The organism is Psychrobacter sp. LV10R520-6 (assembly GCF_900182925.1).
GTDB lineage: Bacteria > Pseudomonadota > Gammaproteobacteria > Pseudomonadales > Moraxellaceae > Psychrobacter.
In genome coordinates this window covers 824,348-846,651 of the sequence record NZ_LT900024.1, presented here as the reverse complement: position 1 = coordinate 846,651, position 22,304 = coordinate 824,348, and the positions used below count along the sequence as shown (strand labels likewise).

At 42.2% G+C, this 22,304-nt stretch carries 19 protein-coding genes; 6 read left to right on the top strand and 13 right to left on the bottom strand.

Annotated features, from left to right (window positions below; genetic code table 11):
• The first annotated feature begins 393 nt into the window (after window positions 1-393).
• Entirely contained in the window at window positions 394-1,212 is an 819-nt protein-coding gene (locus U1P77_RS03530; RefSeq protein WP_321156017.1) for an enoyl-CoA hydratase, read from the top strand.
• Between the two features lie 201 nt (window positions 1,213-1,413).
• The gene (locus U1P77_RS03525) at window positions 1,414-2,574 is read left to right on the top strand and encodes a glycerate kinase (protein WP_321156016.1); all 1,161 of its coding nucleotides are present in this window, start codon (window positions 1,414-1,416) and stop codon (window positions 2,572-2,574) included.
• A gap of 311 nt (window positions 2,575-2,885) precedes the next feature.
• On the opposite strand, the gene U1P77_RS03520 is transcribed toward U1P77_RS03525, so the two are convergent.
• From U1P77_RS03520 to U1P77_RS03490, 7 genes are all read right to left on the bottom strand, one after another.
• Window positions 2,886-3,593, bottom strand: a complete 708-nt coding sequence (locus U1P77_RS03520) for an ABC transporter ATP-binding protein (protein ID WP_321156015.1) — start codon at window positions 3,591-3,593, stop codon at window positions 2,886-2,888.
• Window positions 3,586-4,809, bottom strand: coding sequence for an ABC transporter permease (locus U1P77_RS03515; protein WP_321156014.1), 1,224 nt, complete (start codon window positions 4,807-4,809; stop codon window positions 3,586-3,588). The genes U1P77_RS03520 and U1P77_RS03515 overlap by 8 nt, the downstream gene beginning before the upstream one ends.
• Window positions 4,806-6,044 carry an efflux RND transporter periplasmic adaptor subunit gene (locus U1P77_RS03510; protein ID WP_414479038.1) on the bottom strand — a complete coding sequence of 413 codons (1,239 nt, stop codon included), beginning with the start codon at window positions 6,042-6,044 and terminating at the stop codon, window positions 4,806-4,808. Before U1P77_RS03510 ends, U1P77_RS03515 begins: the two co-directional genes overlap by 4 nt.
• A gap of 235 nt (window positions 6,045-6,279) precedes the next feature.
• On the bottom strand, window positions 6,280-6,627 hold the full coding sequence (locus tag U1P77_RS03505) for a hypothetical protein (RefSeq protein WP_321156013.1): 348 nt from the start codon (window positions 6,625-6,627) through the stop codon (window positions 6,280-6,282).
• Between the two features lie 90 nt (window positions 6,628-6,717).
• A complete protein-coding gene (locus tag U1P77_RS03500; RefSeq protein WP_321156012.1) occupies window positions 6,718-8,163 on the bottom strand; it encodes an NAD(P)/FAD-dependent oxidoreductase in 1,446 nt (481 codons plus the stop codon).
• Window positions 8,164-8,747: 584 nt separating this feature from the next.
• On the bottom strand, window positions 8,748-9,086 hold the full coding sequence (locus U1P77_RS03495; protein WP_321156011.1) for a RidA family protein: 339 nt from the start codon (window positions 9,084-9,086) through the stop codon (window positions 8,748-8,750).
• A 55-nt stretch (window positions 9,087-9,141) separates the two neighbouring features.
• Complete coding sequence (locus U1P77_RS03490) at window positions 9,142-10,407, bottom strand: NAD(P)/FAD-dependent oxidoreductase (RefSeq protein WP_321156010.1); 1,266 nt, start codon at window positions 10,405-10,407, stop codon at window positions 9,142-9,144.
• Window positions 10,408-11,151: 744 nt separating this feature from the next.
• On the opposite strand from U1P77_RS03490, the gene U1P77_RS03485 reads away from it, so the two are divergent.
• From U1P77_RS03485 to U1P77_RS03470, 4 genes are read left to right on the top strand one after another with little or no spacing between them, the layout of a single operon-like run.
• The gene (locus tag U1P77_RS03485) at window positions 11,152-11,784 is read left to right on the top strand and encodes a hypothetical protein (RefSeq protein WP_321156009.1); all 633 of its coding nucleotides are present in this window, start codon (window positions 11,152-11,154) and stop codon (window positions 11,782-11,784) included.
• Window positions 11,774-14,692 carry a coiled-coil domain-containing protein gene (locus U1P77_RS03480; RefSeq protein WP_321156008.1) on the top strand — a complete coding sequence of 973 codons (2,919 nt, stop codon included), beginning with the start codon at window positions 11,774-11,776 and terminating at the stop codon, window positions 14,690-14,692. The genes U1P77_RS03485 and U1P77_RS03480 overlap by 11 nt, the downstream gene beginning before the upstream one ends.
• A complete protein-coding gene (locus U1P77_RS03475; protein WP_321156007.1) occupies window positions 14,689-16,062 on the top strand; it encodes a hypothetical protein in 1,374 nt (457 codons plus the stop codon). The genes U1P77_RS03480 and U1P77_RS03475 overlap by 4 nt, the downstream gene beginning before the upstream one ends.
• Window positions 16,059-16,649 carry a condensin complex protein MksE gene (locus tag U1P77_RS03470; protein ID WP_201555489.1) on the top strand — a complete coding sequence of 197 codons (591 nt, stop codon included), beginning with the start codon at window positions 16,059-16,061 and terminating at the stop codon, window positions 16,647-16,649. Before U1P77_RS03475 ends, U1P77_RS03470 begins: the two co-directional genes overlap by 4 nt.
• A 124-nt stretch (window positions 16,650-16,773) precedes the next feature.
• Here U1P77_RS03470 and U1P77_RS03465 read toward each other — a convergent pair whose 3' ends face one another.
• The 6 genes from U1P77_RS03465 to ispF form a co-directional block, all read right to left on the bottom strand.
• Window positions 16,774-17,733: an AEC family transporter gene (locus tag U1P77_RS03465; protein ID WP_321156006.1), complete on the bottom strand. Its 960-nt coding sequence runs from the start codon at window positions 17,731-17,733 to the stop codon at window positions 16,774-16,776.
• A gap of 111 nt (window positions 17,734-17,844) precedes the next feature.
• A complete protein-coding gene (locus tag U1P77_RS13505; RefSeq protein ID WP_414479065.1) occupies window positions 17,845-18,000 on the bottom strand; it encodes a ChaB family protein in 156 nt (51 codons plus the stop codon).
• A gap of 239 nt (window positions 18,001-18,239) precedes the next feature.
• Complete coding sequence (mnmG, locus tag U1P77_RS03460; RefSeq protein WP_321156005.1) at window positions 18,240-20,135, bottom strand: tRNA uridine-5-carboxymethylaminomethyl(34) synthesis enzyme MnmG; 1,896 nt, start codon at window positions 20,133-20,135, stop codon at window positions 18,240-18,242.
• 248 nt (window positions 20,136-20,383) lie between these two features.
• Complete coding sequence (locus U1P77_RS03455) at window positions 20,384-20,890, bottom strand: hypothetical protein (protein ID WP_321156004.1); 507 nt, start codon at window positions 20,888-20,890, stop codon at window positions 20,384-20,386.
• Window positions 20,891-21,091: 201 nt separating this feature from the next.
• On the bottom strand, window positions 21,092-21,442 hold the full coding sequence (gene grxD / locus U1P77_RS03450; protein WP_321156003.1) for a Grx4 family monothiol glutaredoxin: 351 nt from the start codon (window positions 21,440-21,442) through the stop codon (window positions 21,092-21,094).
• A 181-nt stretch (window positions 21,443-21,623) separates the two neighbouring features.
• Complete coding sequence (ispF, locus tag U1P77_RS03445; protein WP_321156002.1) at window positions 21,624-22,115, bottom strand: 2-C-methyl-D-erythritol 2,4-cyclodiphosphate synthase; 492 nt, start codon at window positions 22,113-22,115, stop codon at window positions 21,624-21,626.
• Window positions 22,116-22,304 lie beyond the last annotated feature (189 nt).

Sequence of the window (22,304 nt, the reverse complement as noted above, 5' to 3'; positions counted from 1 at the left end):
ATTGGCGACACCAGTACAGACGCGTATTAATAAAGACCAGGCTATTTAGATTTAGCGTCATTATTATTTTGATATACGCATGGCAGCCCAGTCAGAAGATTATATTAAAGATGCCGTATTTACCGTTGATGAGAACAAAGGAATAAGAAGCAACTTTGGTCGTGATTTAGCTGTCATATATTAACTCTGTTGAACACCTTTACCAATATGATATTTTAAGCCTAGATACTTTTTTTGATGGTCTTGTTGAAGACTTTAACCCCCTGTAAAACTTTCTATTATACGATTTATAAGATATGCTACTACTCAGACTACTCTTTAGAATGCTATTCAAATTACTATACAAAAAATTTATTGAAGCCAACTATTAATATCAATTATCAAGGATGATAAATGACACACTCTAATCCTATTACGAGCGCTGCTCCCGACTCAAAAGACCCTTTGGTCATAAGAGAAAACAGTAACGGCGTTGTTACCCTCACTCTAAACCGTCCTAAACAATTCAATGCGTTATCCGTCGATATGCTATCTGCTATGCAAACAGAGCTGGATAACATTTCACAAGATAGCACTGTCCGAGTCGTAGTGATTGCGGCGAATGGCAAAGCATTTTGTGCTGGTCATAATCTCAAAGAAATGCGAGCAAATTCAGATAAAGCATTCCACCAATCATTATTTGAGCAATGTAGTCAAATGATGCTTACCATCAATAATATGCCACAAGTCGTGATTGCCAAAGTACAAGGCATCGCTACGGCAGCAGGCTGCCAACTGGTTGCTACGTGTGACTTGGCAGTTGCCGCTGATAGTGCAAAGTTTGCGACTTCTGGGATAAATGTTGGGCTGTTTTGTTCAACGCCTGCCGTCGCTGTCAGTCGCAATCTAGCTCGCAAACAAGCGTTTGAGATGCTTATCACTGGTGAGTTTATTGATGCGCATGCCGCCTTACAACAAGGATTGATTAATCGTATGGCTCCAGCGGATCAATTAGACGATACCCTGCAGTCTTTAATAGACGCCATTACTGCTAAATCTCCTATTGCAGTCACCACCGGCAAAAACATGTTCTATAAACAGTTGGATATGAGTTTGGCGGATGCTTATGATTATGCCAGTGAGGTAATGGTAGGTAATATGATGGCAGACGATGTGGCAGAGGGAATTGATGCCTTTATCGAGAAGCGACATGCGGTATGGACAGGACGTTGATGGTTATATAACCATTAATTAAAATTGACATAGTTCAGTATCCAATAATTTAAGTAAACGTGCATGACCAGGCTCGACTGAATGATGAGCAAATATAGCGTATTGCTTTACTCACGGCGCCAAGCGTTCAGCCACCAGTAAAGCAATACTGGCGATGAAGCCATCAATATTTTAGCGTCCCTATTATTTCAAGAGAGCTCAATGAAGATTTTAATCGCCCCAGACTCGTTTAAAGAAAGCTTACAAGCTATTAAGGTTTGCCAGGCTATCAAGTCTGGATTTAGTCAGGTATTTCCGGATGCAGACTATACGTTATTACCAATGGCCGATGGCGGCGAAGGCACTGCCGCTGTTTTGTCCTATGTACTCGGCGGACGTTGGAAAGATGTGGTGGTACATGACCCGCTCATGAGACCCATTACTGGAAAATATTTGCTATTACCTGATGCTACGGCCGTTATTGAAATTGCCGAGGCTTGCGGTCTGCATTTGTTGACGGTAGAAGAGCGCAACCCAGTTATTACCAGTAGCTACGGAGTTGGCGAACTGATCAAAGACGCCTTAAATGAAGGGGCAAAACGTATTATTATCGGTCTTGGAGGTAGTGCTACCAACGATGCGGGTGTTGGCATGCTAACGGCTCTAGGAATGGTATTTTATGATCAGCAAGGAGAGCCTTTAAAACAAGGCGGTGGGCAACTTAATAAGTTGCAACAGGTAGACAGCTCAGCATTCAATCCGAATATTTTAAATACTGTCTTTGAAGTGGCCTGCGATGTGACCAATCCGTTATATGGTCCGTTAGGAGCCAGTGCTGTTTTTGGCCCACAAAAAGGTGCAAGCCCTGAACAAGTTGAGCTTTTAGATAAGTCTTTAAATCACTTTGCGACGGTTTGTCGTCAGCATAATAAACAAAATGGTAATTATTATAGTAATGAGAATTATCAAAACGTATCAGGTGCAGGCGCCGCAGGTGGTCTTGGGTTTGCCTTAATGACCTTTTGCAGCGCACAGTTGCAATCAGGGTTTGATACCGTGGCCGAGGCGGTCAATCTATCACAGCACATTGCGAATGCTGACCTAGTAATAACAGGGGAAGGTAAGCTCGACGCGCAAACCTCAATGGGTAAAGTTGCTGGCGGTATCAGTCAACTTGCTAAGCTCAGTCAGACGCCTGTTATTGCCATTTGCGGTAGTGTGGATGGACTTAAGCATGATCACACTACACAATTTGATGTGGTTATGCCCAGTATCCAAAAAGTAGATTCTATTGATAATGTATTGAAAAATGCTTATGACAATATCGAAACCACTGCGGTAAATATTGCCGCTGCTATTCGGCTAGGACAGAAATTGAAATGATCGTTTTAATGGCTGATTGCTTAAAAATCATAAAATAGTAAAATTTAAAGAGAGATGTACTGAAGATCCATCAAGCAGAGTAGCTTTTTAGGTAAAAGACTATCGAAGCTTGTTTCTAAACGATAGCTTTGATGAAATGATATTACTAACACTAAACTTGCATCGTCTTAATAATACCAAACTAATAGATGAAGCATTAAGTGATTGATTTAAGGGTTATCTCCTATTTGTAAATATAATTGATGTCGAGATAAAATAAGCCAGTAAAGTGAACAAATAAGAATAGCCCTGCTACTTTATAAGTGGTGGGGCTATATATTTAGCGAGTCACTTTCAATACGACCATCAACTAGATTAATAGTGCGATCACAGGATGCTGACAACCGTGGATCGTGAGTTACAAGCAGTACCGCACAATCACGCTCGCGATTAACTTTACGGAATAATTCAAATACCTCAGCAGCCGTAACCGTATCAAGATTGCCGGTAGGTTCATCGGCTAATAGTAACGCAGGCTGGGTTATAAGGGCTCTGGCAATAGCTACTCGCTGTTGTTGACCTCCCGAGAGTTCATTAGGCTTACTATTAGCAAACTTCTCCAGCCCAACAGCAGAAAGCAACTCACGCGCTTGCTGTAGCACAAGTTTATCTGGTTTACCCTGTGTCAGCATCAACGGCATCAACACATTATCTAATGCCGTAAATGCTTGGATCAGATGGTGAAACTGAAAAACAAAACCGATACTATTACCACGCAGCGCAGTACGTCCAGCGTCCTCCATAGCGCTGGTGGCCTGACCTAACAAATAAAGCTCACCATCACTGGGCTTATCAAGCAAGCCGAGTATATTTAATAAGGTACTTTTGCCAGAGCCAGAGGGACCAATCAGTGCCGCAAAATCATTGCTGCCAATATACAAATCAATACCATGTAGTACTTCAATCTCGTTGGGCTGGCCAACATTATAAGATTTGCGCAGCGACTCTAAGCGTAGGACTTCATGAGACTTATCAGACATAACGAATGGCCTCCACCGGATCCAGTGCTGCTGCTCGGCGCGATGGTATAGCAGCAGCCAGTACGCCTGTGAGTGTCGCCAGTAACATTGCCACTATAACCAGCTTTACAGAGATTGGAATATAAAATAACCCTGGGCCAAAAGTATTAAATACCCACACCAGCACGTAACTGGCAGCACTACCCACAACCGAACCTAACAGACCAAATACGGCACCTTGAATCAAAAATATACGTAAGATTTGCTGCCTTGTCGCGCCAGTCGCCCGCAAAATACCAATTTCTCGGGTTCGTTGTACGACACTGACTGATAACACACTAGCAATACCAAAGGCCACGGAAATAGCCACAAAGACAATTATCATATTAGTAGACAAACTTTGTGCTGAAAGCGCATTCATCAACTGCACGTTAGTCATAATCCAGCTTTCTGCTTGCAATGATGTCAAGCGTCCTACCTGTGCTGCAATATTTTCTGCTTCAAAGATATCTGCTACGGTCAGATCGATCACCGTGACACCCCCTGGGAGACCGAGTAGCGATTGTGCCTGCTTTAAGTCCAAATATACATAGCGTGCATCTAGCTCGCGCACACCCAGCTCAAATATACCGGCAATATTCACCACTGCACTGTTCTGCTGCCCGGTTTCTAGGCGCAGCTTATTACCTACTTGCACCCCTAGATCTTTAGCTAACTGGCTGCCAATCAGTACATTGTCAGCGCCCATTCGCAGTTGGCCACTGACCAAATACTCTTCAAGCGGTATGATCTTCTGATAACGTTCAAGGTCCGTACCTACTAACGCCACCGACGCTAATGCCTCACCACGCCTTACAAACGCGGGTCCTGACACCGTTGGCGATACAGCCGTTAATAATGGTAATTGATCCAGAGTAGCGGTAATTTGCTGCCAGTTGTTAATTGATCGTAGCCGCTGTGGCCGTTTATCTTCCTGTAGCAACTGCACGGTACCCGCTACAGGCGGAAGTACCATATTAATTTCATCCGTTGGTAATAAACGAATATGGGCCTGAGTACCTAGGGTGTTTTCGATAAGGTTAGACTGTAGCCCTTGAACTAAAGCGGTAATAAAAATAATAACTGCCACGCCTACTGCTACACCCACGGTGATCATGATCGATTGCATGCGCCCCTCGCGCAAAAAGCTCATCGCAATGGTTGACTCGATCCATAGTCGCCCGAAAAAGCCAGTCAATTGGTTTTCTCCGGTAATTCATTGCTAAGACCTATAGCGTCAACACTATCCATAAATGGGAGCTGTTGTGACTTAATACGTACCCGCGCACCATTAGCTAACGACGATGCGGCATCGGCCAGTACCTGATCATCTAGGCTTAAACCCGCAATTACTTCAGACATTGCCAAGCCCCGTAAACCAAGCGTTACTCTCTGGCGTTGTATTTTTCCATCACGCAGCAACAGCACTACCGCCTTATCTCCTTGTACACTGCCTAAAGCATCATTCGGGATCACTAGTGCCTGCGTGCGTCGATCCGTTTCAATATTCACTGACACTGTCATATCTTGACGCAAAAACTCAGGCACAGGATCAACAGTCAGCCTAACTTCTACCGTACCACGCTGTGGATCAATACTTGGTGCAATAAAACTGATACGAGCAGGAAAAGGACTCTCTGGGTAGGCATCAGCAATAGCTACCGCTCTTTGCTGTAACGCCAGCCGTGATAAGTTACGCTCATCAAGCGGCACTCGGATTTCCGTACTACCCTCTAGCGCAATGGTGAACAGTATCCGACCTGGCTGTACCAGATCGCCGGTCTCCACATTACGGGTTAACACTGTTCCTGTCACCTCGCTTCGTACTTCGGTTTTAGCGAACTGAGCTTGTAGCGCAGTCAAACGCTCGCGCAGCAGAGCCTCCTCGACCCCGCCAGCAGCCAAGGCGGCTACTTTTAAACGTGCTGACTCAAGATTATTCAGTGCCTGACTTTGAGCCTGCTCTGCTTGCGCCATCTCTTCAGCCGAAATTGCCGAAATCGCAGCCAACTCACGTCTACGCTCAACGTTACCGCGGGCTTGTGCTAACTGTACTTTGGCATTAGCCAAATCCGCTGCCGCTTGTGGACGCGTGCTGGTCGCAAGCTCGCTCAGCGTAGCCTCCGCTTGCCGCACTTGGGCAGCAACCTCATCCGACCTCAGTACCAGCAACAGATCGCCTTTTGCAACTTGATCACCTTCCTCTACCAAGCGCTTAAGTACCACACCGGTAATTTCACTACCCACTTCAGTGCGTGATACCGTCACCACTCGCCCAGTCGCCACTACCGTTTGTACCAATGGCCTTGAAATCACGGTATAGCTCGGCAATAGCGGTCCCTGCCACCAGCGAAATACAGCAGAACCAGCTGCAAGCATCAGCAGTATGCCAATAACCACATAAACTACATATTTATAGGGGACAGCGCGCAATGAATTTCTCCCGTTCAGATGCTTCAGATGCTTATCGTAGTTTTTATTATAAGCGTTATCAAGAGAAGTTGCGTCCAGCTGACAAGGATCAAGAGTTAGGGTTTTAAGTTTTCAGCTGAACGTCAAGATTAAAAATTGTAGACAGCTATGATTTAGCAATCGTTAGCAATATGGTTAATTAACACTGAAGTCCTTGCTCATACATTACCATCATAAGATAGCTGATGATGATAAATTAAACCCTACGTTTGATCGAACCAGTCAGACCTGTGACTAGTGGCAACATTACTACATAGGCATAAACCAACAATGCCACTACCATAACCAAATGGAACACCCAATCTACCCAATAGGTGAGGTCTCCTAAGCTGGCATTAAAAAATAGCGGTAAGGTAAAAAATCCGACCACTGCAATGGCACTCGCCAGTATGCCAGCAAGACCATATGCCAGTTTTTTATGCCTACCTGCAACGGCCCAGTAAATCCATGCGGCTAATAATATTAGTAATAATGCACTGACCAACGTGGCATTCTCTAGTATTGCTTCCCATAACATCATAAACGCTTGATTTAAAAATAACATGGCCGCTCCTTTGTAAACCTTCTTCTAAGCAGTCTTAGTTTAAGAAAATATAAAGCACGGGTATAAACAATACTAACGTTTAATGCCGATCTAAACTCGACCTTTGGCAACCGCCATATAGGCAGGCTTTAGCATCATCTCTTCTAAGAACCATGCAAAATAGCTTTCTTTTAAAGGGTCAACCAAAGGAACGCTTGGTATCAATTTATTTTCATAATCGAACTCAACCAGCATCGCCCTACCTTCTTCTATTAACAGCGGACAAGAAGTATAGCCATTAAATTTTTGGCTTGGCACATTCCCCTGTATGACGTCAATAAGATTAGCCGTCACTATCGGGGCAGAATTTTTGATGGTGGCAGCGGTTTTTCCTTTTGGCGTCCCATTGATATCACCAGCACCAAAAATATTGTCATAATGCTTATGCTGTAGTGTATATTTATCAACATCTAGCCAGCCTTTTTTATTTGCCAATGGACTATTTAGCACACTATCTACCGCGAACATGGGCGGTACAACGTGGATAAAATCATAATCTTGGCGACTCTGAGTGCCTTGCTCATTCGTAAAATAGGCCACTTTGGCCCCTTTATCGATTGCTGTTAAGCGTTGCTCAAAATTCGTCCCAATCGGTGGATCGTAAGCAGCCCATCGTGACAATATATTCTCATTGACAGCAGGGACACTAAACACCGTCTTATGCGGACTAAAAAACTGAATGTCGCTATCTTTTCGAGTACCTGCTTGTATGAGTCTATCGTGCAACATAAAGGTCATTTTTAATGGCGCACCTGCACATTTCATATCGGTATGGGCTAGCGTCATCACAGCACGACCGCCTTTTTGGCGAAATGAATCTATTTGGTGCCAGGTTTTTAAGGCGATTTCTGGGCTAGGATAGACACTACCAATACCGTCAGTTCCTAAATCTTCAATACTCAAACCCTCAATCTGCTCAAAACCCAATCTCAATCCAGTCGCTATTACCAAATAATCATAATTAATTTTTTTACCACTGTCGGTTATCACTTGATTACTATCAGGTAAAAACTCACGGGCATTTTCTTGCACCCAGGCGATGCTCGAAGGTATTAAGTCAGCATTGCTATCAGTGACCTTGTCAGTATTATTCCAGACCCCCGTTGCTAAAAGCGTGTAACCAGGTTGATAGTAATGCGCCTGGCGACTGTCTAAAATGGTCAGCTTAGCATTGGGCAGTTGACGGCTTAATCGATTGGCCACCGCTAACCCTGCAATGCCAGCACCCACAATAACGATATTGGCTTTTTCTTGATGTTTGGGTAAAGACGCACAGCCGATCAGTGCCATACTCCCCATGACCGCCCCAGTCGCCACACCCGCACCAATAAATTGACGGCGGTTTAACAGTTTTAAGTCATTGAGCTTTAGGGCATTATCAGCGCTATTATTATTAGAAACATCGGTAATAGAAAAATTGGTATTAGAAATATTAGTATCAGAGGCATTAACACCTTGATTAGATGTATGAGGCGAGTTACTCAAAGATCGTTTCATGATATGTCCTTATAGGCCAATCGTTATATCAGATTCTGTTCATCTGTACCTTTTAACACTGACCGTTAAAATAATAGACTAACCAAAATCAACCCCAACATTTGGCATCAAAGTTGGCTTGCCTCAACCCACGCCTCATAACCACCGGTAATAGAGACTCCCTATTTATAATTAAGGTCTGCTAATGACTAAAATATTTGAGAGTTATACTTTAAATACCAAAAGACAAAAATGAACTATTAAATATAATTAATGTAATAACAGTCATTGAGATCAAAGTCCCTGATATCAAAGTCCCTGATATCAAAGTCCCTGATATCAAAGTAACTAATTTAAAATACGTTATATATTTAATTATAATATATTATTTTGTATATAATATCTATAACATTCACTTATTAAAATATATACATTCATTTATTATTATGCATTTAAGACTATACAGGTAAGAGAAAGCTTGATGAGTAGCGCTTTAAGCACTGAATTTATAGCCATTCATAATAAATAATGCTGACCGACCGACATTGTTAAACACTTTTTTATTTAAATTTTGATAAAAAATAGCTTTTAATACTTCTGATCGGTTATTCAGCAGCGATTACAATCATTTCTACTAACAGCTCTGGACGCGCCAAAGCCGATTCACCACAAGCTCGAGCTGGCGGTAGCGTACCTTCAAACCATTTGTCCCATACCTCATTCATAGCGGCAAAATCTGACATGGTCTTTATCCATACGGTTGTCGATAGAATTTTTGACTTATCACTGCCCACCTCTTCTAGCAAGCCTTGAATTTTCTCTAGGCAGGTTAAGGTCTGAGCAGCGATATCGTCTTCAGCATTGCCCACTTGACCTGATAAATAAATGGTCTGGTTATGGATGACGATTTTACTCATACGATGATTGCTATGCAGTTTTTGCATGACGGTTTATCCTTATATCTAACTTATTTATTAAAGGTTTTAAATGAGTGACCGTTTATTTAATCTTAGAGAAACGCTGCGCATTGAATGGTTCTACATCTACGATGACAGGTTTATTATGAATCAGCTCTTCCATAATGCGCCCGGTCATAGGTCCTAAAGTAAAACCTTGATGGCTGTGACCAAAGGCAAACCATAACTTCTCATGTTTGTGCGCAGGACCAATGACCGGCTTCATATCCGGCATACACGGACGCGAGCCAGCCCACGCCTCAGATTCTACCGCTTCCTCTAATGGCAATATTTTTCTAGCAAGCTTCAGTACTGTTTTTAGCTGTCCAAAGTTCTTTGGCGCATCCATCGTAGTCATCTCAGCGCCGGTGGTAATGCGAATACCTTGCTGCATCGGCCCCATAACGAAGCCTTTATCCATATCAAACATACTGTGATTGATCGTATTTTTACCAGTGGTTTTAAAGTGCTGATGATAGCCGCGCATCGGGAATAATGGCAAATTATATCCCAGCGGTTTTATCAACTCGTTAGACCAAGGACCGGCAGCGACTACCAAATCATCGCAATAATAGGTGTCATTATCAGTGACTACCTTCCAACCCTGACCATCACCACTGTCATCGGGAGTGATCTCTTTTACATTTTTCTCTTGTGTCGTACCACCCATGTCTTCGAAATTTTTGGCATAGGCTTTTACTAGCATACTTGGGTTGGAGACCTGCCATGAGTTCAACCAATGAATCGCACCGACAAAACCATCAAAATTAGCATTGGGTTCAAGCACTTTTAACTCTTCAACGGACAATACTTTATGCTCAACCCCTTGCTCACGGTCACTTATGGCTAAGGCAGCGGCGGTCTTAAGGGTATCTTCAGAACGATGTAACTGCAGCCAACCATCACGTCTAATCAACTCATCAGCGTTTGATGCGGTAATCATGGTCTGATGCTCGCTGGTACAATGGGCAATCAGGGTCTGCCATTCTGCTTCTATTTTTTTGACAGAGGCTGGCGTAGAATACTTCCAATACTGGAGGAGCGCCTGATGATAACGCAGGATAGCTGGCAAGCGATAGCGAATATCAGTGCCACGATTGGGCATGACTCTTACCAGCTCCGTCAGCTGTCGAGGAAAGGGATGGGTATGAATCGCTTCGCGCTGTATCAGCCCAGCATTACCGTATGAGGTCTCGAGTCCTGGTAGCTTTCTGTCTAACAATAGAACTTTAGAGTTATTCTTTTGTAGGTGCCAAGCAATCGATGTGCCAACCATACCCGCACCAATAACAATAACTTCGTAGCGCATAGCTTATCCTTTTGACGATAGGAATATAGAATCCTGAATATTAAAACCCAAGTCTTGAATATTAAAATCTCAGCCTTGAATATTAGGGTCATAGTAACGCCATTATGATAAATATTAAACTACTATCTAACAGAATTTTTTGTTATTAATTACTTTTGGTTATGGCTCTCTTTCAAACAGTCTTTCGGTTGGAATAGTGCAGGTATTAAAGGGCGCTAAGTGGGTATTGAAAGGTAATAATCACGTATTATCATTAAGAACATTCTAGGGCTTATCATCAATTAGATTATGAGGGTTAAAAATGTTTTAATTGATGACACGCCTTAGTTTAGGTATATAGTTGAGCCACTTTGAAACGAACACAGTATGGCTGGGAGAAATTTTCGCAGCCTCTGGAGTGACACAGTCACATAGCAAGCTAGAAAATTTTTTACCTACTATGCGAAATTACGTGTGTGTCTATTTTATTTGGTATTGACTATAACAAAATATATTAATGCTAACCAACAAGACGTTCTGATTGACCAACAATATAACTAAAAAACAAAGGGATATAGCATGAGCGTGAAAACCTTAAAAAGGTTTATTAATAGTATTGATAATAGCAAACCTGTCAATCTTCGCCGTCTACAAAAAATGATTGAACAGTTAAGCCTCACTCACAGATATAGCCCAACTAATATTAACGCTAGTCGTACAGCAAAACTTGGTTACTATCTTATAAAAAGTGTTGATGAGGACCTCATGAGTGAATTACGTCGCCTTACCGCTGGTGTGGATGAAGACAGGGTATCAGGGGCGCGACAAAACAGAAGTCATGACTATAAGGTTGATGGCTCAATACTCCTTATTCGCAAATCAGTAGAATATCCCGCAGTGATTTTGTTTGATACTGATGGTAATTATCAGCACACCTGCCAGCACACCCACCACCCTGCCAAGCAAGCCCTTCTTATAGAAAATCGTCAGCTATTTATCTATATTGAGAGAACACTGACCTTCCTATATCAACACTGCAACCTACCCAAAGATAATGAATTAGATATTATATTCGGTGCAGGTAATGAGATATCCAATAGTCTACATAAGAAACTATTGAGTAAATACGATACCTTATATATGCTGTTTGATTTTGACTTAGGTGGACTGACCATAGCTAAGAATCTATATAACCTATCAATGAATAATTCTAAAGTTTTTTTATACCCAAGCGACATTCAGAAGCGACTGGCTGGCGTGGTAGAAAAGTTTGGCAATGAAGAATTAGGCAAAGTAATCACGATTGGCCAAGACTGCCCACCACTTAAACCTATCTGCGAAATAATTCGTAACCACATGAAATTCATCGAACAAGAGAGCTATTTATATGCCGACTGATACTTTTAATCAGCTATTAAACGATGAGCATTTTGATTACAGCTATGTGCTCAAGCAAATTGTATTTGTTAATTCAGCGAGCCATGCTTATACAGAGCTAGCCCTTGATCAGCATCTGGCGATGTTCGGTGACAATAACTTAGGTAAGACGGCAAGCCTGTCGGCAACCAAGCTACTACTCTACCCTGAAACTAACTTTAATAAGTGTGAGAGCAAGTTTAACTTTGTCAGCAAGTCAGGCAGAAAATTCAAGCGTGACGAATCATATGAGTATTACTTTCCCACTGCCAATTCTTTTTTGATTATGGAAGGTAAAAACCCGTCAGGTGAATTTTGCATGATTCTATACCGAGCAGGCAACTATGAGTATAACCGTGTGCTACTGCCTGTACCGTTCGATGATATCCGCCATTTATTCTGGGATAGCGAAAACAACTACTTCACGCCCAATCTTAGCGTGCAAACGATACTCAGTGCGGTAAAGACCTATAAAGGGTTACACGTCAGCAATAAGGCCATATTATCTAAAATTCTATTTGGTAACTTCGCTAGTGCAGATGCAAAATACTGCTTAGTGCCGCTCAAAGACCAAAGAGAGTCATCAATAGAGGCTTTTATCAATATTTTTGAGCTGGCTTTCAACTCAGGTAAAGGTGAGGAAAGCACCTTGCCCCAAGCGATAGCTACTATAATTGAGATGCGGCGGGGCCGAGATGAAGAGCGGATGGATGCTGATTTCAGTGCCCTTCAAGATGATTATGAGAAGTTGACCAATGAAGGCATGATGCTCAAAAAGTATGAAAACAACAAGATAGTTTACGAGACTCTAAAAGGTCAGTTTGATGCGATGCTAGCATCGGTTAATGATTACAGCCTGTCATTTAAAGTACTAAAGACCTATCTAAACCGTAGTCAGGAACAGCAAGCTAATAAACTTGGCGATATCACCCAGCAACTTAATAGCATTAATGCCAAGAAAAACCCACTAGCAGGCGAGGTTAAAAACCTTGAGACTCAGCTTATCGAGCTCAATACCCAGCATAAATCTCTTCTGACAAACATCAACATCTACGAGCAAAAGCAGATTGCCGTTGAGACCATATTAAGTGAGTTTAATAAGCCTGCTGATGTGGTTATGTATGAGCTTAGAGTTCGTCTTGAAGAGCTGTCTGATATGTTAAAAAGCATTGATAATATAGATCAGGCGACCACAGCTATCACAACCAAAACTCATGAGATCAGTACCCTAACCGCACGCCTTGCACGCTTAGAGTCCGCAGAGGATAATCTAAGTCTGCTGGCGACCAGTCAATTGCCTGAACATAGTGCCAGTGTTTTAATCAGCTTAAATAACGAGTTTTCAGAATTAATTTGTGATTTGTCGGATAGTGATATTCAAACTATTAATGCCTTTGCTGAGTTGTTCAATAGCGAGAAAGGTGTATTAACATTTAAAGAGTCAACGCTGGCTAATACCAATTTTGTTTTTTATGATAAAGAGACAGAGGCCAAAAAGAATGTAGAGCAAATAATTAACAATCAAGCTCATATTCAGAAACTAAGGAAGGATATTGGCAGCCTCAATAGTATTATCGCTGACGCCAATAATTCAGTGGCAGATCACAGTAAAAAGAAACTAAAAACAGAGCATGATCAAATCAGCTTAAATATCGATGACATAGGTGGTTTGGCAGTCATCAAACGGCAAATTTCTGAGAGCAAAGCGACGTTAAATAAAGTAATTAAAGAGCATGGGTTAGCAACCGATAAGCACGCTGGCAAGCAAGAAGAGTTAAATGGTTATTATGCAGCCTATACCGACTACAGCAAGCAAAAAGAGGACATTGAGAGCTTCATACGTCGCTTTGATACTACTGACAAAATCATTGAACGCAGCAATAGTCACTTTCAAGCAACCTACATCCCTGATGATGATGAGCAGTATTTAGCGACACTTGATGGCATACTAGTCTTAGAGCTTGAAGACTTTGAAAAACTACAAAATAAAGCGATAGCACTAGCTGCCGAGAAATCTGAGTATAAAACAAAGTTACAACGGTTTATGGAAGACATACCGCTTGCAGATCTTGATCCGCACAAAGAAATAACTGGCCTGCATGAGTACAGCGAGATTATAGCCCTGTACAAGAACACTTTTGACAGAATTAATGTTAAAAAAGAGGATTATAAGCACAAAGTCTATGAGCATCACTCCTATCTTGCCAGCATGCTTGAAGAAATTAAGAATGCAAACAGGCTGCTACAGTCAGAAATAACCGCGATGAACCAAGAGCTGAGCCACCATAAAGTATCTAACTTTGATGCGGTACGCCTGCGCCTAACCACTCAAGCCGACTATAGAAATCTATTAGACAATTGCAGTAAGTATGACTTGAGCCAAGATACCTTGCTTGAGCCTGAATTTTATACTTCGCTCATAAGCTACATTAAAGAGAATAGCCATAGTAAAAAACGTACGCTAAAGATGGTTAATCTCATTAAATCTATCAGCTACGAGTACGTTGAAGACACCGGTCATATAGAGACAAAACCACAGTCTGGTGGCACCACAAGCACAGTGACCTCTTTTATTATCTCTATACTGCTTAGCAAGATTTTCGCCCAAGACAGCACCCTTATGATGCCGGTTATCGTCGATGAAATTGCTGACATGGATAAGAAAAACATTAAAACCATTGTTAACCAAATCGCTCAATCAGGCTTTTCTGTATTCTGTGCGACCCCGCATCGGTTAAGTACGGTATGTAAGCACGTTGGCAACCACATCAATATTGATTATTGCAAATTTAACAAAGACTTAATGCACCCTGACTGTGTGCTGCATATCTTACCGCAACACATAGACACTTTTGGTAAAAGAGATTCAGCTGAAGAGCGTGTCGTATGAGAATTAATAGACAGACCATCATAAAAGAGATATTTGCTAATGGCTTTGAGCGCGATTTTTTTAAATTTATTGACTATATCCATGAAAACAACACTGCCTCAGAGTTTCCTAAACGCCTTTATTTAGCGTTCTATGAGAAAATCGTTAGGGTACATAAGGATAACGCCTTAAAGAACATCATGAGCTTAGATGCTCTGGTTAAAAGTGATGTTTTTGTCTATGATAATAAAAACTCAGGCATGATTGGCTTATCAAAAGCCATGTATGACTTTTTAGTCTTTTTGGATATATCACGCAGTCGTGAATTTAGCAGTATAGAGTTTGCCAACTTTAGACAGAATATATCCGCCACGGTTAAAAATATAATGGCAAACCCAAGCAGTAGCGATGATTACAAGGAAGCCTATACTCACTTTAATAAAATTATTAATGACATTCTAAGTGAGATCAAAAGCAACATTGAGGTACTAAATATCAAGGTAGATGAAATATCCGACTTATATCGCCAAAAGGAGCAGGGCTTGTGTGAAATATCTGTCATTGAGTTATATGAAAAAGCCGACAAGCTGTACACGAGAAACATAATACCTTGCTTACAATTTATCGACCCTGCGATGCGACTACAAGGTGGCGATACGTTTATTGAGTCACTAAATAATCTACAAGTTTTTTACGAGGAAAAAGGGCTTATTAGTGACGATATTTATATTCAGTATCGCAAGACGGCAGTGACTTCTTACTATAAAGACTTAAATAGAGTCACCGCAAGGTTGCAGCACTATCTAAGTAGCCTTGCTGAAGACCGTAAGTACTTCATGGTGATAGAGCGTGCGTTTAGCGACCTTGTTAAATCCATTGAGCCGCTCCAACATGGACGAATACAAAACAAATTCCTTACCGCTGATAGCAAGGTGTTGCAGCACTTAAACTCACTCGACGGTCTATTTACTTTCAAGCAACGCTACTATAAACGCCTCAATCGCCCGCTAGCGCAAGATGATTCTATGTTGGCCTTTAAGGTTTGGTTTGAGCAGATAGAAACTAGGCAAATCAAGCCTGCACCATCAAAACTAAAACCGCTGCCGATGGATATGATTATTGAGCACGAAAAGGACAATGGAATATTTGACCTGATGTGTGAGGTAAATGTACCAAGCAGAGTTGATGATATATATTTGTTTGTTTATGAGACCTTATTTACGGCGCTTACTGACTTCAGCTTGATAGACGTTCTGTATGGCATTGAATACCTGTTACCCCTACTAGACACTAATGGCCTGCAACAGCAAAACATTAGGAACAAGATTAGTGACAATAAATACTTTTACGAATATATAGTCTTAAGCTACCGTGAGGAAGAAACAATATGAGTATAAACATGGGGTTGAGCGTTGAGATATTTGACCAGCTAATGAATGGGCGTATCATCAATAAGTATAAATTAAGCAACAGTGGTGAGCCAATAGCAGACCCTCTATTCACTGAGATCATGGATAACCTAGCAGACTATCGTAAGAATAACGCAATGAACGGGTTTGAGTTAATAGAAACGCCAACCTACGTTTACTTAAATGATGCAGGCGGGTTGGATGGTAAGACTGATATTAGTATGAAAGTATATTTTCTTCTTTTAATTATAGGTAAATACCTAACGGTTAATGGGCATTCTATAACTAAAATCACCTCACATACGGGTGGCCTGACCCCTGATGATTTTAAGGAGATGGCAAATATTCCCTACGTTGATCAAATTTTAGAAAAATCCAAAATGACTGGTAAGAGCGAAGATAGCTTAATGGGTCACGTTAAAAACCTGCTGGTTGATAGAGGTATCATGCTGGAAAAGCCAAGCAGTAAGTCTTACGTGTTATCAGAAGCAGGCAAAGCCTTTTTTGAAGAATTGATGGAAAACAAGCATAGGTTTATGGACGAGGAAAACGACTGTCCAGAGATATGACTGGATGAGTACTTACTACAGAGTACAGGGTATTTAGCTCTTCGTATCTTAATTAAAGTCGATAGAACAAAAAAAGCATGAGTACATTTATTATTGTAATCATGAAAGAGTTCACTTTTAGCAACTACATCATTCCCAATCCACGTAAGAGCGCCGCCCCGATTGCCATACCGAATAGGCCAACTACTGTAGTAAACGCTAAAATATTGGCCGCCAATATGTCATTCCCACCCATGGCTTTTGCCATCACATAACTGGCTGCCGCCGTTGGCGATGCCACCATCAAAAACAGCACGCCCATATGCATGCCTGTCAGTCCAAAACCAAGCCCAACTGCAATGGCTACTAAGGGCGCGATAACAATGCGGCCAATACTGGCTTGCATCGATAGCCCCGAAGGACTCAGCATAGATTTCAAATCAATACTGGCACCTGCACAAATCAGTGCCAACGGCAACGCAACAGCCGCAAGTAAACCGCCAGTAGTATTAATAACACTTGGAATTGGTGGTAGTGGCAATGCTTTGTAAGCAAACGCTGCCAATAATGCGAGGACAAGCGGATTGGTAAATAGCTTTTTGATAATCATAATGCTACGGCTAGGCCAAGTGTCATCGGCACTTTTGGACACGCGGCTAAGCGTAATCACCGCTAAGATATTAAACAATATCGTCACGACACCCATATACACGGCAGCAATACTCAGACCCTGCTCCCCGTAAGCGTTGGCGACGGTTGCAAGGCCAATAATCGCCATATTACTGCGAAAGATACCTTGTACAAAAACGCCCTGGTCGGCTGGCTGACTTATAAAACGTTTGGCATAAATCTCTGAGCTAATAAATAAAATAAACGTCACCACAATACCGGCAATTATTAATATTATTTGCTTGGCATAGTTCACGTTACTATCGACCACACTAAAAAATAGTAAACAAGGTAAGCAGTAGTTAAAGACAAAGCTTGAGGCTTGGTCAATAAAGGCTTGACTCACCTCACCGCGTCTTTGCATAAAAAAACCCAACCCTATTAAAGCCAGGTTGGGTAGAACAATAGTAATCGCAAATAGAATAGCTTCAATCATAAATAGGCTCAAGTCAGCAAAGTGGCTAAATTAATAAGGACAGCATTGCTGTAGGTCGCGTTGGATTTAGATTGCGCTGAATTAGGGAAGGTTGACTATAATGCGTATTATCTAACTATTTTTGTTCTGGTTATAGTCTGGTTTTTTGACCCAGTTGTCATCTTCATTTTTTTCGTAGACTTTTTCAACTGCTGTCCATGCAGTAGCAAACCAGCGCGACTCATCCTCATATTCTTTGCTGGCGCTATTAAATGCCGCTTGAAATATCTGTTACGCGTGTTTCGGTAAGTAATCGGTTACAGCATCTGGTAAGTCTGATAATTTATCATAAGGCATAAGAGTATTCCTTGTCTCTTATTGTTCATTTAGGTCATTGCGGTTAGTTATCGTATTTTTACACACGGCTAACCCTCAAACTAAAATGACTAAGTGTCAGGCTGTTTTGAAATTGTCAACAGCCTGACATCCTTGTAGTTCACATCTTTATTGCCTGATCACACATAACTTTATGACTCTAAAGCGGCTTTCGCTTTTTTATGCTTTTTGACGGTCATCGCCAATAGCTGAATCGCTGCAGGCGTCACACCGCTAACGCGACCGGCTTGTGCCAATGTCGCGGGACGAACTTGGGTCAACTTTTGGACAATTTCATTTGATAATCCAGATATCACACTATAATCAAAATCTATTGGCAACGCTGTGTTCTCTAAGCGCTTCATTTGATCAATTTCTTCTTGCTGACGGTCGATGTAACCGGCATATTTGACCGATATCTCAATCTGATCGCCCACTTTTGCATCGACTTGTGAATCAGTAATAGCAGCAATATCATTAAAATGTATCTGCGGGCGTTTTAGCAAATCATAAGCGGTAGATTCTTTCGACAGTACCTCGCCGGTTTGCGCGGTTACTTGTTCCCCTAGAGCGTTCGCTGGGGTGGCCCATAGATCTTTTAGACGAGAGGTCTCTTTACTGATCGCTTCCATTTTTTCTTGATAGGCCTGCCAGCGCACATCATCAACCAAACCAAGTTTACGTCCGGTTTCAGTCAAACGCTGATCGGCATTGTCTTCACGTAATAGCAAACGATACTCAGCGCGGCTGGTAAACATCCGGTATGGTTCAGTAGTCCCGTGAGTGATTAAGTCGTCGACAAGTACACCAAGATAGGCTTGATCGCGGCGCGGTGTCCAAGTTTCAAACTCGCTATTATCTCGAGTAACCAAGGCCGCATTAATGCCTGCTAATAAACCTTGAACGCCCGCTTCTTCATAACCGGTGGTACCGTTGATTTGACCAGCAAAATACAAACGATCAATAGACTTAGTTTCAAGCGTTGGCTTTAAGCTTTGTGGATCAAAATAGTCATATTCAATCGCATAACCGGGACGCGTGATGTGAGCATTCTCAAGCCCCTTCATACTATGGATAAAGTCTAACTGCACATCAAACGGCAAGCTGGTTGAGATACCATTCGGATATAGCTCATGAGTGGTCAGACCTTCCGGCTCAATAAATATCTGATGGCTGTCTTTATCAGCAAAGCGATGGATTTTGTCTTCAATAGACGGACAATAACGCGGACCCACGCCTTCAATTTTGCCAGAGAACATCGGTGAGCGATCTAAATTTTCACGGATGATGTCATGGGTACGCGCATTGGTATGGGTGATATGACAGTTGACTTGCTCAGGATGCATGGCAACGTTACCCATATAGCTCATCACCGGTAATGGAGTATCGCCCGGCTGTGTGCTCATCACGCTAAAATCAACACTACGCGCATCAATACGTGCTGGCGTGCCTGTTTTAAGGCGTCCGACCGGAAGCTTAAGCTCGCGCAAACGGTCCGCAAGTTTAATCGAAGGCTGGTCCCCTGCTCGTCCACCTTTAGAATTCTCAAGGCCAATATGGATGACACCGCCTAGGAACGTTCCTGAGGTTAGTACGACCGTTTCTGTCTTAAAAACAATACCAGTAGAAGTCACCACCGCAGTGGCACGACCATTTTCGACTAAGATATCATCAGCGCCTTGTTGAAATATGTCAAGATTGGGCTGGTTTTCAAGGGTTTGGCGAATAGCGGCCTTATATAGAATACGATCCGCTTGCGCACGCGTCGCTCGGACGGCAGCGCCTTTACGACTGTTCAATACCCGAAACTGAATACCGGCTTTATCAGTGGCGAGCGCCATCGCGCCGCCAAGCGCATCAATTTCACGCACCAAGTGCGATTTACCGATACCGCCAATCGCCGGATTACAGCTCATCTGCCCGAGCGTCTCAATATTATGGGTCAATAGCAAAGTCTGCGCACCCATACGTGCAGCCGAAAGTGCCGCTTCTGTGCCAGCATGACCGCCGCCGATCACCACCACGTCGTAAGTTTTTGGGTATTGCATGTGTGCCTCACTTGACTCATAACGCGACTGTTGACCACGGGGCATTTATTAAAATGATAACAATGACCTACTGGGTGACGAATAAACGTTAATCGTATTTTAAAAAATGGTTAACGGCTGAGATAAGCCGCTAAAATCTGAATAGATAGCCGATAATTATAACAATAATTGCACGGCATAAAAATCTTTGCGTTAAAAATCTTGAAATTAGTCGTTGATGATCAGTACTGTTATTAAGCAAGCCCCTATTAACGGTTATTACCAGGGCTTAACGGTACGATTCGATCAGCCTGACCACTTGCAAGCATATGCTGGCTACCATAACCTTCGGGATTGATTTGCAAATAAGCATTCATTTGTCCAATCGCATCACCATCATTACTGGCCAAGATCAGTTCTTTAATGGTATCAACTGGCGGTAATGGTAAGTTTTTGAGCAATGCCAAACGCTGTTGATTGTCGCCTTTATTCACTACCAGCTCGATAAGTTGGCGTGCATCAATCGGTAAATCTGGCGTATTTTGTGCCAGTAATGCCAAGTGATAGGCCCCAGCGGTATCTTGATCCGCAACAATACGTTGCTCAATAGCGATATAAGTGCCTTCGGTCGCGCCACCCGCCACACTGAGTTGATGAATGCATTTTAGCGCTGAATTCGACTCGCTATTAGCAATATCAATGATACGCGCTGACTCAAGCTTCAGCCACTCACGGCGTTTCTCGATTGCTTGTTGCTCATTCGACTGATTACTCATAGTTTTCTCTTATTATTCAAACTGTCTTTATAGGGTATTTGTCATGAGCACTGTATGGGGGTAAAAACAGTAAAAACAAATGAATTGCCAAGACCAGCGCTCAAAAACCACAAAGCCCAAGCAGTCCTCATTAGACTACTTGGGCTTCATGTTGCAAAGCTTATTTACGTAGACATCAAAGACGCCTACGTAAAAATTTACTTATGCAGCAGGGCTATTGGCTTCAACCAAAGGCTTAAGCTCGCCTGACTGATACATTTGCAGGATAATATCTGATCCGCCCATTAATTCGCCATCGATCCATAGCTGTGGAAAGGTGGGCCAATTAGCGACTTTTGGCAAAGTAGTACGGATTTCTGGGCTTTCTAAAATATTCACAAACGCAAACGGACGACCAATTTGGGTGAGTACTTCAATCGATTTGGCAGAAAAGCCACACTGTGGGAACTGCGGCGTGCCTTTCATATATAAGATAACTTTATTATCTTTAATTTGGTCACGAATCAGCTGTTCAACGTCGTTCGCGGCGGTATTTGGGGTTTGCTCACTCATAAAAGCTCCTATTGATTAAACAATTTATTAAAGAGGACTATACTAAATATTAAGATTAAACAGTAAGGTCTGCATACTTCTGCTACATGGGGCGATAATCCCCACATTACAAGCTTATTTTATCTACGCAAGACTTCATGTCGTAATATTTGCGCATTTGACACTAAAGCGTACGGGGGTTTTAAGTATTTGGGATTAATAATACCACGGCATTGGCCATGATACCCTCTTGGCGACCGGTAAAACCAAGCTTTTCAGTGGTGGTTGCTTTGACACTGACATTACTGACTTCGGTTTGCAAATCGCTGGCGATATTAGTACGCATCGCTTGGTTGTGAGGCGCCAGCTTTGGCCGTTCACACATGACAGTAATGTCGGCATTGCCCAATGTATAGCCCGCCGCTTGTACTTTACCATAAACATAACGCAGCAAAACTCGAGAATCAAGACCAGCATTCGCCGTATCAGTATCAGGGAAATGCTGTCCAATATCCCCCAGCGCTAGTGCGCCAAGTAAGGCATCCGCAAGGGCATGTAATACCACATCGCCATCAGAATGCGCGAGTAAACTATGGCTGTGCTCAATAGCTACGCCAGCCAGCACTACATATTGCTGCTGCTGACCATTATTATGAAAAGCGTGAACGTCGATACCTTGACCAATTTTTATCATGATTATTCCAAAAGCTATTAGAAATGAGAGGTAAAAGTGATTTATAAGTTTTGAAAACCGTTATTCCAATATTTATCAATGGAAGTCTATCAATGATTGTTATCTAAAATTTTAAAGCAGTAAAAGCGTGCAGCTCGCCACCGGTTTCAATTAGCTGTTATAATATGACGCTTATTTTACCATAAGTTG